Annotated in this window: 11 protein-coding genes; 3 read left to right on the top strand and 8 right to left on the bottom strand. The window is 68.2% G+C overall.

The window, feature by feature from the left end; all coding sequences use genetic code 11:
- Positions 1-25: 25 nt before the first annotated feature.
- From OHA10_RS27195 to OHA10_RS27185, 3 genes are all read left to right on the top strand, one after another.
- Positions 26-4,681, top strand: coding sequence for an ATP-dependent helicase (locus OHA10_RS27195; RefSeq protein ID WP_371401588.1), 4,656 nt, complete (start codon positions 26-28; stop codon positions 4,679-4,681).
- 18 nt (positions 4,682-4,699) lie between these two features.
- Positions 4,700-5,485 carry an Fpg/Nei family DNA glycosylase gene (locus OHA10_RS27190; RefSeq protein WP_371401587.1) on the top strand — a complete coding sequence of 262 codons (786 nt, stop codon included), beginning with the start codon at positions 4,700-4,702 and terminating at the stop codon, positions 5,483-5,485.
- Between the two features lie 119 nt (positions 5,486-5,604).
- Entirely contained in the window at positions 5,605-6,045 is a 441-nt protein-coding gene (locus OHA10_RS27185) for a DUF4262 domain-containing protein (protein WP_371401586.1), read from the top strand.
- Between the two features lie 8 nt (positions 6,046-6,053).
- On the opposite strand, the gene OHA10_RS27180 is transcribed toward OHA10_RS27185, so the two are convergent.
- From OHA10_RS27180 to OHA10_RS27145, 8 genes are all read right to left on the bottom strand, one after another.
- The gene (locus tag OHA10_RS27180) at positions 6,054-6,344 is read right to left on the bottom strand and encodes a helix-turn-helix domain-containing protein (protein WP_137254617.1); all 291 of its coding nucleotides are present in this window, start codon (positions 6,342-6,344) and stop codon (positions 6,054-6,056) included.
- Positions 6,345-6,507: 163 nt separating this feature from the next.
- Positions 6,508-6,981, bottom strand: coding sequence for a CinA family protein (locus OHA10_RS27175; RefSeq protein WP_371407997.1), 474 nt, complete (start codon positions 6,979-6,981; stop codon positions 6,508-6,510).
- 174 nt (positions 6,982-7,155) lie between these two features.
- The gene (locus OHA10_RS27170) at positions 7,156-8,292 is read right to left on the bottom strand and encodes a DUF2332 domain-containing protein (RefSeq protein WP_371401585.1); all 1,137 of its coding nucleotides are present in this window, start codon (positions 8,290-8,292) and stop codon (positions 7,156-7,158) included.
- A gap of 58 nt (positions 8,293-8,350) precedes the next feature.
- On the bottom strand, positions 8,351-8,974 hold the full coding sequence (gene pgsA / locus OHA10_RS27165; RefSeq protein WP_371401584.1) for a CDP-diacylglycerol--glycerol-3-phosphate 3-phosphatidyltransferase: 624 nt from the start codon (positions 8,972-8,974) through the stop codon (positions 8,351-8,353).
- Positions 8,971-10,650 carry a 30S ribosomal protein S12 methylthiotransferase RimO gene (gene rimO, locus OHA10_RS27160; protein ID WP_371401583.1) on the bottom strand — a complete coding sequence of 560 codons (1,680 nt, stop codon included), beginning with the start codon at positions 10,648-10,650 and terminating at the stop codon, positions 8,971-8,973. The genes pgsA and rimO overlap by 4 nt, the downstream gene beginning before the upstream one ends.
- 63 nt (positions 10,651-10,713) lie before the next feature.
- Complete coding sequence (locus tag OHA10_RS27155) at positions 10,714-11,478, bottom strand: helix-turn-helix domain-containing protein (RefSeq protein WP_371401582.1); 765 nt, start codon at positions 11,476-11,478, stop codon at positions 10,714-10,716.
- Between the two features lie 109 nt (positions 11,479-11,587).
- The gene (locus OHA10_RS27150) at positions 11,588-12,154 is read right to left on the bottom strand and encodes a hypothetical protein (RefSeq protein WP_371401581.1); all 567 of its coding nucleotides are present in this window, start codon (positions 12,152-12,154) and stop codon (positions 11,588-11,590) included.
- A gap of 4 nt (positions 12,155-12,158) precedes the next feature.
- A complete protein-coding gene (locus OHA10_RS27145; RefSeq protein WP_371401580.1) occupies positions 12,159-14,777 on the bottom strand; it encodes a DNA translocase FtsK 4TM domain-containing protein in 2,619 nt (872 codons plus the stop codon).
- Between the last annotated feature and the right edge of the window lie 19 nt (positions 14,778-14,796).

Below are 14,796 nucleotides of genomic sequence, written 5' to 3'. Positions count from 1 at the left end.
AAAACTGTCGGCGGGACCCGGCAAGATGGTCAGCGTGAAGAAGACCAGCGCGTTGAGCCGGTTCTCGCCCGCGACCCGGGCGTGGTTCGGCGACGTCTTCGAGGCGGCCACCCCGGCCCAGCTCGAGGCGTGGGACGCCATCACCGCGGGCCGGGACGCGCTGGTGGTCGCCCCGACGGGGTCAGGCAAGACGCTGGCTGCCTTCCTCTGGGCGCTCGACCGACTCGCCACGACCCCAGCGCCCGACGATCCGAAGCTGCGCTGCCGAGTGCTGTACGTGTCACCGCTGAAGGCGCTCGCGGTCGACGTCGAGCGCAACCTTCGCGCGCCGCTGATCGGCATCCGGGAGACTGCGCGCCGGCTCGGTGAGGCGCCGGTCGACGTCGAGGTGGCGGTGCGTTCGGGCGACACCCCGGCCAGCGAGCGCCGACGGTTCGCCACACGGCCTTCCGACGTACTGATCACCACCCCGGAGTCATTGTTCTTGTTGCTGACCTCGCAGGGTCGGGAGTCGCTGCGCGGAGTCGAGACGGTCATCGTCGACGAGGTGCACGCGGTCGCCGGGACAAAACGCGGCGCTCACTTGGCGCTGACGCTCGAGCGCCTGGACACCTTGTTGCCGAAGCCTGCGCAGCGCATCGGTCTGTCCGCGACAGTGCGACCGGTGGAGGAGGTCGCGCGGTTCCTCGGTGGCGAGCGGCCGGTGACAGTTGTGCAGCCCAAGTTCACCAAGCAGTGGGACCTGAGTGTCGTCGTTCCGGTCGAGGACATGGCTGAGCTGGCCGCGACCGAGGTGGAGACCTCAGGCTCCGCAGCGAGTCCGCAGCAACACGCTTCGATCTGGCCGCATGTCGAGGAGCACGTCTTCGATCTGATCGCCCAGCACAAATCGACGATCGTCTTCTCGAACTCGCGACGCCTGGCCGAGCGACTGACCGCCCGACTCAACGAGATCGCAGCCGAGCGTGCCGAGCTGGAGTTGCCCGAGTTGGGCTCACCCGCACAGCTGATGGCTCAGTCGGGTGGATCGCTCGCGGCGCCTCCGTTGATCGCGCGAGCCCACCACGGTTCGGTCAGCAAGGAGCAGCGAGCGCTGATCGAGGCGGATCTGAAGTCCGGCCGGCTGCCCTGCGTGGTGGCGACGAGCAGTCTCGAGCTCGGCATCGACATGGGTGCTGTCGATCTCGTCATCCAGGTCGAGGCGCCGCCGTCCGTCGCGAGCGGGCTGCAGCGCGTCGGTCGTGCCGGTCATCAGGTGGGGGCAGTGTCGCGCGGCGTGCTGTTCCCGAAGTTCCGTGGCGATCTGATCGACACGGCCGTCGTCGTGCAGCGGATGCGCGACGGGATGATCGAGAGCCTGCACATCCCTGCCAACCCACTCGATGTGCTCGCTCAGCAGATCGTGTCGATCGTCGCGCTCGACTCGGTGGACGTCGACGAGCTGTTCGCCCTTGTGCGCCGCTGCGCCCCGTTCGCCACGCTGCCACGATCGGCGTACGACGGGGTGCTCGACATGCTCTCCGGTCGGTACCCGTCGGACGAGTTCGCCGAGTTGCGGCCGCGGATCGTGTTCGATCGGGTGAGCGGTGAGATCTCCGGTCGACCCGGCGCGCAGCGGCTTGCGGTGACGAGCGGCGGCACGATCCCGGATCGAGGGCTGTTCGGGGTGTTCCTGGTCGGCGAGTCGACGAACCATCGCGTCGGCGAGCTCGACGAGGAGATGGTGTACGAGTCGCGCGTCGGCGACGTGTTCACGCTCGGAGCATCGAGTTGGCGGATCGAGGACATCACCCACGACCGGGTGCTGGTCTCCCCCGCCCCGGGGCAGCCGGGCCGGTTGCCGTTCTGGAAGGGCGATGCGGTCGGGCGGCCGGCCGAGCTCGGCGCTGCGACCGGTGCCTTCGTCCGCAAGATGGCGTCGTTGCCCGCCGGTAAGGCGATCGAGCGGGCGCGGACCGCGGGCCTGGACGAGTACGCCGCCAACAACCTCGTGTCGTACCTCGCCGAGCAGCGGGATGCGACGAGCCGGGTGCCGGACGACGTGACGATCGTTGTCGAGCGGTTCCGTGACGAGCTGGGCGACTGGCGCGTCTGCGTCCACTCGCCGTACGGCGGCCAGGTGCACGGCCCGTGGGCGCTTGCGATCGCTGCCCGGCTGCGGGATCGGTACGGGATGGATGCGCAGTCGGTCTCAGGTGATGACGGGATCGTGTTGCGGCTGCCGGAGACCGACGAGGCGCCGCCGGGTGCTGATCTCGTGCTGTTCGATCCTGCTGACATCGAGGATCTCGTGACCACCGAGGTCGGCGGGTCGGCGTTGTTCGCGGCGCGGTTCCGGGAGTGTGCGGCGCGGGCCTTGTTGCTGCCGCGGCGTAACCCGGGGCGCCGATCACCGCTGTGGCAGCAGCGGCAGCGGGCGTCGCAGCTGCTCAGTGTCGCGAGTAAGTACGGGTCGTTCCCGATCGTGCTCGAGACATTGCGCGAGGTGCTGCAGGACGTCTACGACCTGCCTGCACTGAAGGATCTGCTCACCGGGATCAGCGAGCGCCGGATCTCGGTCGTCGAGGTCGAGACGTCGGAAGCATCGCCGTTCGCGAAGTCCCTCCTCTTCGGCTATGTCGGCGCTTTCATGTACGAAGGCGACAGTCCACTTGCCGAGAAGCGTGCGGCCGCGTTGTCGCTCGATCAGAGCTTGCTGGCGGAGCTGCTCGGGCGGACCGAGCTGCGAGAGCTGCTCGACGCGGAGGTCGTGCTGCGCACCGAGGCCGAGCTGCAGCGACTGGCCGAGGACCGCAAGGCACGTGACGCCGAAGGACTGTTCGACGTACTGCGGATCATCGGTCCGCTGTCGTTGCCGGAGGCAACGCAACGGTGTGTCGACGGGTCGGATGCCGAGTCTTGGCTGACGTCGCTGGCGGCCGCGCGCCGGGTCGTGCGCGTTCGGATCGCGGGTGAGCATCGCTGGGCTGTGGTCGAGGATGTGGCACGGTTGCGCGACGCGCTCGGCGTACCGCTGCCGCCTGGGGTGGCAGAAGCGCACGCGGAGCCGGTCGCCGATCCGCTCGGTGATCTGGTGTCTCGCTATGCGCGAACACACGGACCGTTCCGGGCAATCGACCTTGCCACGCATCTCGGGATCGGCGTTGCCGTTGTCAACGAGGCGTTGCGCCGGCTGGGTGCTGCCGGACGGGTTGTCGAAGGCGAGTTCCTGCCGGGCGGGATCGCGCTCGAGTGGTGTGACAGCGAGGTCCTCCGACTGTTGCGACGGCGTTCCCTCGCTGCGTTGCGCAAAGAGGTCGAGCCAGTTGATCCGTCGGCGCTGGCCCGGTTCCTGCCTGCATGGCAAGGGATCACGAGCAGCCGCGGTCGCGGGTACGACGTACTGCTCGGAGCAGTCGAGCAGCTGGCAGGGTGCGCGGTGCCGGCGTCGGCGTTGGAATCGATTGTGCTGCCGTCGCGCGTGCCTGGGTACCAGCCGTCGATGCTGGACGAGCTGACCGCGACCGGTGAGGTGGTGTGGGCTGGATCGGGTTCGCTGCCGGGGACGGACGGGTGGGTATCGCTCCACCTGGCGGACAACTGCGACCTGACACTTCCCGATCCTGATCCAGAGCTCGAGCTGAGTGAGACGCACCAGGCTGTGCTCGACGCGTTGTCGGGCGGCGGCGCGTTCTTCTTCCGCCAGCTGAGCGATGCGGTCGGATCCGCGTCCGGTGTGGTTGAGGACGAGACGTTGGTTGGCGTTCTGTGGGACCTCGTCTGGGCCGGCTATCTAACCAACGACACCCTGACACCGGTCCGGTCGCTCGTCGGCGGCGGGCGCGGCAGTCATCGGACCCGCCGTACGACGCCGCGCGCACGGCCGGGCCGCCCGCTGCGTCCAGGTCGGCCGGCGATGCCCTCGCGAAGTGGTCCGCCGACGGCTGGCGGGCGATGGTCGTTGCTTCCGGCTCGCAGTTCGGACGCGACCCGGCGAGCGCATGCGGCAGCGGAGACATTGCTGGATCGCTATGGGATCGTCACGCGAGGGTCGGTGATCACCGAGCGGACGCCCGGTGGATTCGCTGCCGTCTACAAGGTGCTCAGCGCATTCGAGGAGTCCGGGCGGTGCCGGCGCGGGTACTTCGTGGCGGGGCTGGGCGCTGCTCAGTTCGCGTTGCCCGGCGCTGTGGATCGGTTGCGTGCGCTTGCTGAGCTGCCGACTGCCGCCTCATCGGCGGCTGACGGTCCATTCGGTCCTGCTGGACGATTCGGGCCGGGTGGTGCCCGGCCCGGCGGCGGGGGCCGTGGCAGGAAGGACGAGGAGCTGACGGCGAGAGCCGTCGTACTCGCGGCCTCTGATCCGGCGAACCCGTATGGAGCAGCGTTGCCGTGGCCCGAGCGCGAGAGTGCCGGCGGTCATCGCCCAGGACGAAAAGCTGGTGCGTTGGTTGTGATGGTCGACGGACAACTGATCGTGTACGTCGAACGCGGCGGGCGGACCGTGCTGAGCTTCACCGAGGATCCCGATCTGTTGCAGCCTGCGGTTGATGCGCTGGCGTTGTCGATCCGGGACGGCCAGCTCGGCAAGCTGAGTGTCGAGACGGCCGACGGTGAGCAGGTTCGGCACACGGCGTTCGGCGATGCGCTGGCCAAGGCCGGATTCCATGCGACACCGCGTGGTCTGCGTCTGCGGGCCTGACGGCGGGAGCGATCAGTCATGCCCGAAGGAGACACCGTCTGGCGAGCCTGTAAACGGCTGAACCAGGCTCTCGCGGGCCAGGAGCTGGTGCGGACAGACTTCCGCGTGCCTTCGCTCGCGACGACCGATCTGAGCGGACGGACGGTGGTCGAGGTCGTTGCACGTGGCAAGCACATCCTGATGCGTCTCTCGGGTGGATTGACGCTGCACAGTCATTTCCGGATGGATGGCAGCTGGCATCTGTACCGGCCGGGCGAGCGGTGGCACGGCGGGCCTGATCATCAGATCCGGGCTGTCCTCGAAACCGCACCGTGGACGGCTGTCGGTTATCGGCTTCCGGTGCTCGACCTCGTCGCGACCGACGACGAGGACAGCGTGGTCGGTCATCTCGGACCCGACCTGCTGTCACCGTCGTTCGATCGCGCTCTAGCGATCGCGAACCTCGAATCCGATCCCGGCCGGACAGTCAGCGAAGCCTTGCTCGACCAGCGGAACCTCGCCGGGATCGGCAACTTCTACCGGACCGAGGTCTGCTTCCTGCTCGGGCTGCATCCATGGCGCCCGATCTCGGCAGTCGACGTCCCCGCGACGGTCGACCTCAGCCGGAAGCTTCTGAAAGCGAATGTCCGCAACGGCACCCAGGTCAGCACCGGGATCGACCGGCCCGGACAACGCACCTGGGTGTTCGAACGCGGCGGCAAACCCTGTCACCGCTGCGGCACGACGATCCTGACCTCGTCACTCGGGGAACCGACCCGTGAACGGGTTACCTACTGGTGCCCGGCTTGCCAACCCGAGAGCTGACCGGCCAGAACTGGCCTGTGGACAACGCCACCGGCGGACATCAACGCGGATATCTTCTCTGACACATCGAACAAATGTTCGATCGAGAGGAGAAGACGATGTGCGACCGGTGCGGCGGTGTGAGCAATGAACAGATCTCGCGGCAGATCGAGGACAACATCCGGACCTTCGGCTGGACGATGCAGTACGTCGAGGGCGACGGTGGCCGCAATCCGGCCTTCGGGTACACGCTGGGTCTCAGCCTCTATGGGCATCCGGAGATCATCGTCTTCGATCCTGAGCCGTGCTGGGTCTTTCTCGGGCTGAAGCCGCTCGCCTGGGCGGTGATGGGCGGCGCGGTGTTCGACGAGGGTGACGACCTGTCGGGCTTCTTCCCGCCTCCGGAGACCGCCGAGCTTCTGCGGTTTCCCGACTCGGTCCACCACCTGTACACGGCGAACCAGATGTTCCGGCAGCCTGGCGATCCACCGTTGCCCGCGCTGCAGCTGCTCTGGCCCACGCGTGTCGCACTGATCCAGCCGTCCGACAGCAGCCCTACTCCGGACGGGAGCGGGCGATGACCAGGGGCTCAGGCCGCGGAGGCCACAACCTCCGGCTCGATAGTAGGGTGCGCCAGCACCAGGGCCTCTTCGCGGGCCAGATCCTCGCTCACCTCGGCGAAGACCGTCGACAGCGGCACATCGAGCGCCGTGCAGATCGCTGCCAGCAGTTCGCTGGAGGCTTCCTTCTGGCCGCGCTCGACCTCGGACAGGTAACCGAGGCTGACCCGAGCGTCAGCGGACACCTCGCGGAGAGTGCGCCCCTGGCGCAGCCGCTTGCGCCGCAGAACGTCGCCCAGCAGGCCACGAACCAGCACCATGAGGTTTCTCCCTTCCGCCTGTCCGGCCGCTTCTACTCGCACGGTAGCTCGGCCGTAGGAACCAACGGTACCTGTTGCTGGGTCACTACCTCTCGCAACGTCCACCTTCGGTGCGCCGCGCCAGTCTGCCTTACCTGTCACCATGCTGGTCCTAACGCCCCGTTCAGTCGAGTTCTTCCGCCACAACGGCGGCTCCGAGTTCCAAAACGGCCTGTACGCTCCCCCGGCGTACGGCGGCTCGGTCACCGGACAATTGCAGCTTGCGCACCTGGACAGATCCCGGTCCGGCCGCGGCGACGTACACCGTGCCGGCCTCGATGCCCGCCTGCGGGTCCGGACCGGCTACACCGGTCGTGGCAAGCCCGTAGTCCGCCTCCAGACGCTCCCGTACGCCGCTGGCCAATGCGGCAGCCGTGTCCGCGTGGACCGGGCCCACAGCAGCCAGTAGCTCCTCTGGCACGCCGGCGAGCTTGGCCTTCAGGTCGGTCGCGTACACGACCACGCCACCCCGATACACAGCCGACACCCCCGGCACATCCGTCAGAACCGCCCCGACCATCCCACCTGTCAACGACTCAGCGGTGGCAACCGTCACGCGCCGTTCCATCAACAGGCCCACCAACCGCTCGACCGCCATCTCAAGCCCGTCCTCGGCCACCCGAAACCTCCCACGCACTCGATCTGTACACATCGCATTGCTGAACAAGAACCACCGGTCGACGACTGCACTGGCGCCGCCTCCGCAAAGCCCGATGGCTCAGGGTGTGGCGTCTGGCTACGAGTCCGCCAGTGGCCACCAGTCCGCGAGTGGCTATGAGTCCGCCAGCCACGCCAGCATCTGACCACGCAACCAGCAACGTCCCACGCCTTCAGCCTGCAGGGTCGAATGGCCGAAGACGGCCAGACCGATGATGCTGTGCCCGGACGCAGGGCGGTCACCGAAGGTGGGGATCGCCGGCGCGACTCCGACTCCCTCCACCGATACCCAGGCGATCGGCCGCTTGGTCGCCGCTGCATCGAGACATTGCAGGAAGCGCAGACGGCTCTCCAGCGGCAGATCCGAGAGTGCCCACGTCGTGGTGACCACGGGCAGGGCACCTGCCGGCACGCGAGCAAGGGCAGCAGGCAGCAGTTCGACAACCTCAGCTTGCATCATGAAAGGAGGCGCCGACGCCGTTAGGTCCAGCTCCCCTTCGAGCCTCTCTATCCGCTCCGGTTGATCGGGCGGCAGGCAGGCACGCAGCCATTGAGCCTCGTCTGCATCGCTCGTGTCGATCGGCTCGAGGTCGATGCCGATCCGCGCGACGACTTCGGGCATCATGTGTGTCGGAACGGCCTGGTCTTTCACGATTGACGCTGATACCTGCACAGGAGACGACGGGTCACCGAGCGATTGTCCGTTGCCGTAGTTGATGCCGACGCGATCGACGTTGAGGTTGAACCCGGCCGAGCAGCCCACGTCGATCAGCCCGATTGCGTTTGCCTCGACCCTCCGCGCGACCTCGGCGATCGCCGGATACAGGACGGCGTGATTGCCATCCATGTTGGCCCGTACCTTCCGCGCTGAGACAACAGCCACCACGGCGTCTGTCAGCTCGACCAGCGTCCGAATCGCAGCCTCTACAGCTGAGTCGTCGTTCGCGACCGTCGCAGAGTCCGCCGGTGTTGCCGAGGTGGCTGCTGCTTTGTAGGCGGTGGTGAGGGCTGGAGCTTGGCCAGTGAGGGCCAGGTTGTGGAGGGCGGCGAGGATGAGGGCCGGGTTCCGCTTGCGGGCGGGTGCGGTTTCGATCGCCTCGAGGGCGGCGTCGGACTCGCTCAGGGCGAGGGCGAGGCGCTCGTACAGAGGGGAGATTTTCGGGGCGTCGACCTCTGCGTATCGGCGGTACATCTGCGCGAGTTTGCTGTTCTTCCGCGACGTACCCGCGGCTTCACCAGTCGGTTTCGGCACCCCAGCGAGTCTAGTCATCCCAGCGGGCACGCCGGCGTGATGTGCAAGGCGGCTCAGGTTATGGGAGGGGGCGTTTGGCGGCGGCGCGGAGGCGGAGGGCTCGGCCGACGTAGTCGAGGCCGGTGATGATGGTGACGAGTACGGCGGCGGCCATGATCGTGATGGCGGTCCAGTGGAGGATCTTCAGCTCCTGCCACGGGAGGAGGTAGAGGCCCAGGGCGATCGCCTGGAGGACGGTTTTGAGTTTTCCGCCTCGGCTGGCGGGCATGACGCCGTGGCGGATTACCCAGAAGCGGAGGGCTGTGACGCCCCACTCGCGGACCATGACGACGATGGTGACCCACCACGGGAGTTCGCCGAGGTAGGAGAGGCCTATGAAGGCTGCTCCGGTGAGGGCTTTGTCGGCGATGGGGTCGGCGATCTTGCCGAAGTTCGTGACCAGGTTCCAGCGGCGGGCGATATCGCCGTCGAAGCGGTCGGTGACGATCGCGACCACGAACGCGGCGGTGGCGAGCAGCCGGTTGCTGTCGGTGTGACCGCCTTCGCGGAGCAGGAGCCAGACGAACAGCGGTACCAGGACCAGCCGCAGGACCGTGAGCGCGTTGGGCACGTTCCAGGCGCTGGGCGCGTGGAGATGCCCGCCCGCGGCGCGCGGTGCAGGGTTCGTTGGCGGGTTGGTCACGCGGTCAGGTTAGCTGCCGGACGGGTGTCCGGGGTGCTCACGAGCGCGGCGAACTCGGTGATCAGGTCGACACCGTCACTCGCCACCACCTTCGCCGACACCAGATCGCCGACCCGCACCCCGTCCGGGAGCCCGGTCACCGTTGTCGACCCATCCACCTCGGGCCCCTGATGCGCAGCCCGCCCCTCACCGGTCCGCCCGGCAGCAGCCACTGCAGTGGGCTCCAGCTCGTCGTCGGGGTCGAGTGTGTCGGTGGACTCGATGAGGACTTCAAGGAGTTCGCCGATGCGGGATTCGGCTCGGGCAGAGGTCAGGTCTTCGGCCAGGCGGGTGACTCGGTCGAGGCGGGCGGCGATGGTGTCTTCGTCGAGTTTGCCGTCATAGGTCTCGGCTTCGGTGCCGTCCTCGTCGGAGTACCCGAAGACGCCGATCGCGTCGAGGCCGGCGCGGGACAGGAAGTCGCAGAGGGTGTCGACGTCTTCCTCGGTCTCGCCCGGGAAGCCGACGATCACGTTGCTGCGGATGCCGGCGGTCGGGGCGGTGGCGCGGACCTGGGCGATCAGTTCGAGGAAGCGCTCCGAGTCGCCGAAGCGGCGCATGCGACGCAGCAGCGGGCCGGAGGCGTGCTGGAACGAGAGATCGAAGTACGGAACGACGCCCGGGGTGGAGGTCATCGCGCTGATCAGGGTGGGCCGCATCTCGGCGGGCTGCAGGTACGAGACCCGGACGCGGATGATGCCGGGGACCTGGGCGATCTCGCCGACGAGGGTCTCGAGCAGGCGGAGGTCGCCGAGGTCCTTGCCGTACGAAGTGGAGTTCTCGGAGACGAGGAAGAGCTCGCGTACGCCGTTCTCCGCCAGCCACTCGGCCTCACGCAGTACTTCGGCGGGGCGGCGGGACACGAACGCGCCGCGGAACATCGGGATCGCGCAGAACGCGCACCGGCGGTCGCAGCCGGAGGCGAGCTTCAGCGGCGCCATCGGTCCGCCGTCGAGGCGTCGCCGCATCACCCGTGGCCCGCTGGCGGGGGCGGCCGCGAGGTCGGGTGCATCGATCTTGAGCTCTTCCGGTGCACCGGTGACGAAGCGGCCCTTGAGTGCAGTTGCCGGCTCGGTCACGCCGTCGGCAGCGGACGCGTCACCAACGGGCCTGAGCTGCTCGGGAATGTGATCGCCGAGAACCGGCGCAGGTCCCGAGCTCTGGTCGCCGTGGCCGGGGAGGGCTACTCCGGGGGTGGAGTGGCGGTCGGCGGGGGCCAGTGGGAGGAGTTTGCGGCGGTCGCGGGGGACGTGCGGCTGGTGCTTGTTGCCGGCGAGGATCGAGCGGAGGCGGTCCGAGATGTCGGTGTAGTCGTCGAAGCTCAGGACCGCGTCGGTTTCGGGGAGGGCTTCGGCGAGCTGGTCGCCGTACCGTTCGGCGAGGCAGCCGACCGCGACGACGGCCTGCGTACGGCCGGACTCCTTGTAGTCGGCGGCGGCGAGCAGGGTGTCGACGGAGTCCTTCTTCGCGGCCTCGACGAATCCGCAGGTGTTCACCACCACCGTGTCCGCCTCAGCGGCGTCGTCGACCAATCGGAAGCCACCGGCCTCGAGCCGGCCGGCCAGTTCCTCGGAGTCGACATCGTTGCGGGCACAGCCCAGCGTGACCAGGGCGACAGTGGTGGGTTGCGTATTCATCACCACGAGTATGACGCGCCGTACACTCCCCGGCCTAACTCAGCTACGCATCTCACAGCCCGGTCAGGAGTTGCCGGCGGTCTTGCTGAGAGTCCCGTTCGGGTGTGCGGTGAACTTGTAGAGCTTGGTGGGGACACGCTTGCCGTTCAGCGTGACGATGAGGTTGCCGGGGTTGCCCACGGTCACGCGGATGTCGCCGGAACTGGTCACGGACTGCGCGATACCGGGGCTGAGCCGGCCCTGGAACAGGCGACGGTTCTTCTTGTCGCGAACCGTCAGATACGTGCCGTCGTTCCTCGCCGTCAGCGTCAGCGCGGTCATCAGCACCGGCGGCTTGGTGGTCGTCGGCTTCTTGGTCGGCCGGACGGTCGGCGTGACGGGTGCCTTCGGGGTCGGCGTGGTGACCGTTGCCGTGGTGACAGCGGTCTTCGACGCGTTCGCCTCGATGTCGCTGGGCAGCGTGAACAGCCGCACCATCCCCCAGCCCATCAGGATGACCAGGATCGCGCCGACGACGATCGCCCAGCGCGGGCGGGCCGGGCGGAGCGTCGGGCCTTTGGCGGCGGCACGTTCCTCGCGGCGGGACTTCTCCTCCTCGACCGCGTGCTCGGCGTCGAACGCCGCGATCAGCGGAGCGGGGTCGGCCTTCACCACGCGGGCGATGGCGCGGATGTGACCACGGGCGTAGAAATTCCCACCGCAGCGGGAGAAATCGTCGGCCTCCATGGCGATCAGCAGCCCGGTTCTGATCCGGGTCGCAGCGCTCAGCTGCTCGATCGTCATGTCGGCCCGCTCGCGGGCCGCCGTGAGATCGCTGCCGATGCTCACTTCCCCACCATCCTCTCGTTCGTCCGGAAACCTGTGCGAACTGTCGACGTCACCGGTCGGACCGCCGACATCAAGTCAACGGCCTTGGTACGACGGGGTCACGCACGAGTCAGAGCTGTTCCCTGACCGGACATCTGGCGTCCGCGAGCATGTGCAACGCCTGCACCACTGCCCCGTTCGACGGCCGTGCCGTCAACCCGAACGGTATCGCGAGTGAGGATCCCGTCAGCCGACGGTTGGCATCAGTTGTCTTGCGGGTCGAACTCGGCATCGCACCGAGGATCGGCCCAGGATCCTGCAGATGTACGGCGATCCGCCCGTCGTCGAGCGGATGCCGGCGCTGCAGCACCGTCACCTCTTCAATGTCTTCCCATCGTGTGCCGATCCACTCGTTGCCGATCCGCAGCCGGATCCCGACGTGGTCGGCGACGAGCATCTCCCCCACCGTCAGGGCGCGGGCGCACACCACAGCAAGTACCGCGAAGCCCGCAGCGGCGATCCAGCGCAGGATCCCGGTCGGACTCGTGGACGCGGACGCGGCGAAGCCGAGCGCGACCAGCGCGGCGCCGACGGCCAGCCCGCCGTGCACCTTCTGGGAGGCGCGGACGGTGAACGGCACGGGCTTGGGGTCGACGTCGAATCGATCCTGCCTGGGCAGTGCGCTCGCGGCGGTCACGCTGTCACTCTCCTCGGAGGGTGGTGATGAAGTCCTCTAGGTCGTCAGGCTTGACCAGGACGTCCCTGGCCTTCGAACCTTCACTGGGACCGACGACGCCGCGGCTCTCCAGGATGTCCATCAGCCGGCCGGCCTTGGCGAAACCGACGCGGAGCTTACGCTGCAACATCGACGTCGAGCCGAACTGGGTCGAAACGATCAGTTCGGCGGCCTGCACCACCAGGTCGAGATCGTCGCCGATCTCGTCGTCGAGGTCCTTGCTCGGACCGGCCGCGACCGTGACGTCCTCGCGGTACGTCGGCTCGAGCTGCGTCTTGCAGTGCTCGACCACGCCACGGATCTCGGACTCCGTGACCCACGCGCCCTGGATACGCATCGGCTTGCTCGCGCCCATCGGCAGGAACAGACCGTCACCCTGACCCACCAGCTTCTCCGCACCCGGCTGGTCCAGGATGACGCGGCTGTCGGCCAGCGACGAGGTCGCGAACGCCAGTCGCGACGGCACGTTCGCCTTGATCAGACCGGTCACGACGTCCACCGAGGGCCGCTGCGTGGCGAGCACCAGGTGGATACCGGCCGCCCGCGCCAGCTGGGTGATCCGGACGATCGAGTCCTCGACGTCACGCGGCGCGACCATCATCAGGTCGGCGAGCTCGTCGACGATCACCAGCAGATACGGGTACGGCGTGAGCACGCGCTCGGAGCCCGGCGGCGGCTTCACCTTGCCGCCGCGGACCGCCTTGTTGAAGTCGTCGACGTGCCGGAACCCGAACGCGGCGAGGTCGTCGTAGCGCATGTCCATCTCGCGGACGACCCACTGCAGCGCCTCGGCCGCCTTCTTGGCGTTGGTGATGATCGGCGTGATCAGGTGCGGGATGCCCTCGTAGTTGTTCAACTCGACCCGCTTCGGGTCGACCAGGATCATCCGCACCTCGTCGGGCGTGGCGCGCATCAGGATCGACGTGATCAGCGAGTTGACGAACGACGACTTGCCCGAGCCGGTCGCACCCGCGACCAGCAGGTGCGGCATCTTCGCCATGTTCGCGACGACGAAGCCGCCTTCGACGTCCTTGCCCAGCCCGGCCACCATCGGGTGGTGATCGTTGCGCGCGGTCGCCGACCGGATCACGTCGCCGAGGCTGACGATCTCCTTGTCGGTGTTCGGGATCTCGATACCGATCGCGGACTTGCCCGGGATCGGCGACAGGATGCGGACGTCGGCCGACGCCACCGCGTAGGCGATGTTCTTCGACAGCGCGGTGACCTTCTCGACCTTCACCGCCGAGCCGAGCTCGACCTCGTACCGCGTGACTGTCGGACCGCGGGTGTAGCCGGTGACCTGGGCATCGATGCCGAACTGCTCGAACACCTCGGTCAGCCGGTCGACGACCTGGTCGGACGCCTTGGTCCGGGCCTTGTGCACCGAGCCGGGCTTGAGCATCTGCCCGTCCGGAAGCGTGTACGTGATGTCGCCGGACAGGCTCAGCTGCTCGACGCGCTGCGGGAGCGGCGTGTGCGGCGGCGGCTCGGGCGGCGGGGCGGACGGCTTGCTAGGCACAACGGCCGCTTCGAAGGCCGGCTCAGGAGTGACATCGGAGGCGTCGACGTCGTACGCGTCCTCCTCCGTCGCTGGGGCCTTCGTCTTGCGCCCGCGCTTGGAGATCTCGCGCCCCTCGAGCACCGGCGAGTCGTACGGCTTGACCGTCGGCTCACCGTCCTCTTCGAGCTCGGCCGCCTTGGCACGACGCTGCTTGCGGGTCAGCCGGACCGTGTCGTCGGTCGGCGCAGCAACGACGGACGGAGCGTCCTCGGGCAGCGCCGTACGACCCATCAGTACGTCGAACGCCGCGCGGAACCGCAGCGGGATCGCGTACACCGGCGTGCCGGTGATGACCAGTGCGCCGAAGATCGACAGCAGGACCAGCAGCGGCGCGGCGACGTACTGCGTGAGCAGGTCCGACAGGAACGACGAGACGAAGTATCCGATCGCGCCGCCGGCTTCACGCAGCGGGCCGTCGGCCGGGTTGCTGGGGCGGGGCAGGCCGTTGGCGATGTGGATCAGGCCGAGTACGCCGAGGCAGACCGCGGTCCACCCGATCACCTGTCGACCGGCCGGACCGTTGTGGTCCGGGTGACGCAGCGTGCGGATCGCGATCAGCAGGAGCATCAACGGCAGCGCCCAACCGAGCATGCCGATGCTGCCGCCGACTACCGTGCGTACGCCGTTGCCGACCGCGCCCGGCAGATCCCACCAGATCGCAGCCGCCACGACGACCGCGAGGCCGATCAGGAACAGGCCGGCGCCGTCACGGCGATGCTCCGGCTCCAGGTCGCGGGCGCTGTGGCCGATCCCCCGCACCATGCTGCCGAGCAGATGGGCGATGCCGATCCAGACCTTCACCACCCCGCGGCACAGAGCGAGCATGGCGGCCGCGAACGGGCCCGGTCCGCTGTTCTTGGGCGTGCTGGTCCGCGCGGGGGATGCTCCTCCGCGTTTCGTGCTCTGCCCACGCTTCTGGGCGCCGGACGGACGGGAGCGTCCACCAGCAGCCGAACGAGCCGTGCTCGGCCGTTTGGCTGCCGACTTCTGCGCCCGCGCCGGGGAAGACGTGCGGGTCGCCATATCGCTCAGGCTACCCCGA

Origin of the sequence: Kribbella sp. NBC_00662, from assembly GCF_041430295.1 — a bacterium.
Taxonomy (GTDB): domain Bacteria; phylum Actinomycetota; class Actinomycetes; order Propionibacteriales; family Kribbellaceae; genus Kribbella.
The sequence above is the reverse complement of the archived record's forward strand: the minus strand, read 5'-3'. Positions and strand labels throughout refer to the sequence as shown.

Bases quoted from the DNA above. Each gene is read 5' to 3' on its own strand.
- OHA10_RS27195 (WP_371401588.1), top strand. From the start codon at position 26: ATGGTCAGCGTGAAGAAGACCAGCGCGTTGAGCCGGTTCTCGCCCGCG.
- OHA10_RS27190 (WP_371401587.1), top strand. From the start codon at position 4,700: ATGCCCGAAGGAGACACCGTCTGGCGAGCCTGTAAACGGCTGAACCAG.
- OHA10_RS27180 (WP_137254617.1), bottom strand. From the start codon at position 6,344: ATGGTGCTGGTTCGTGGCCTGCTGGGCGACGTTCTGCGGCGCAAGCGG.
- OHA10_RS27175 (WP_371407997.1), bottom strand. From the start codon at position 6,981: ATGGCGGTCGAGCGGTTGGTGGGCCTGTTGATGGAACGGCGCGTGACG.
- rimO (WP_371401583.1), bottom strand. From the start codon at position 10,650: ATGAATACGCAACCCACCACTGTCGCCCTGGTCACGCTGGGCTGTGCC.
- OHA10_RS27145 (WP_371401580.1), bottom strand. From the start codon at position 14,777: ATGGCGACCCGCACGTCTTCCCCGGCGCGGGCGCAGAAGTCGGCAGCC.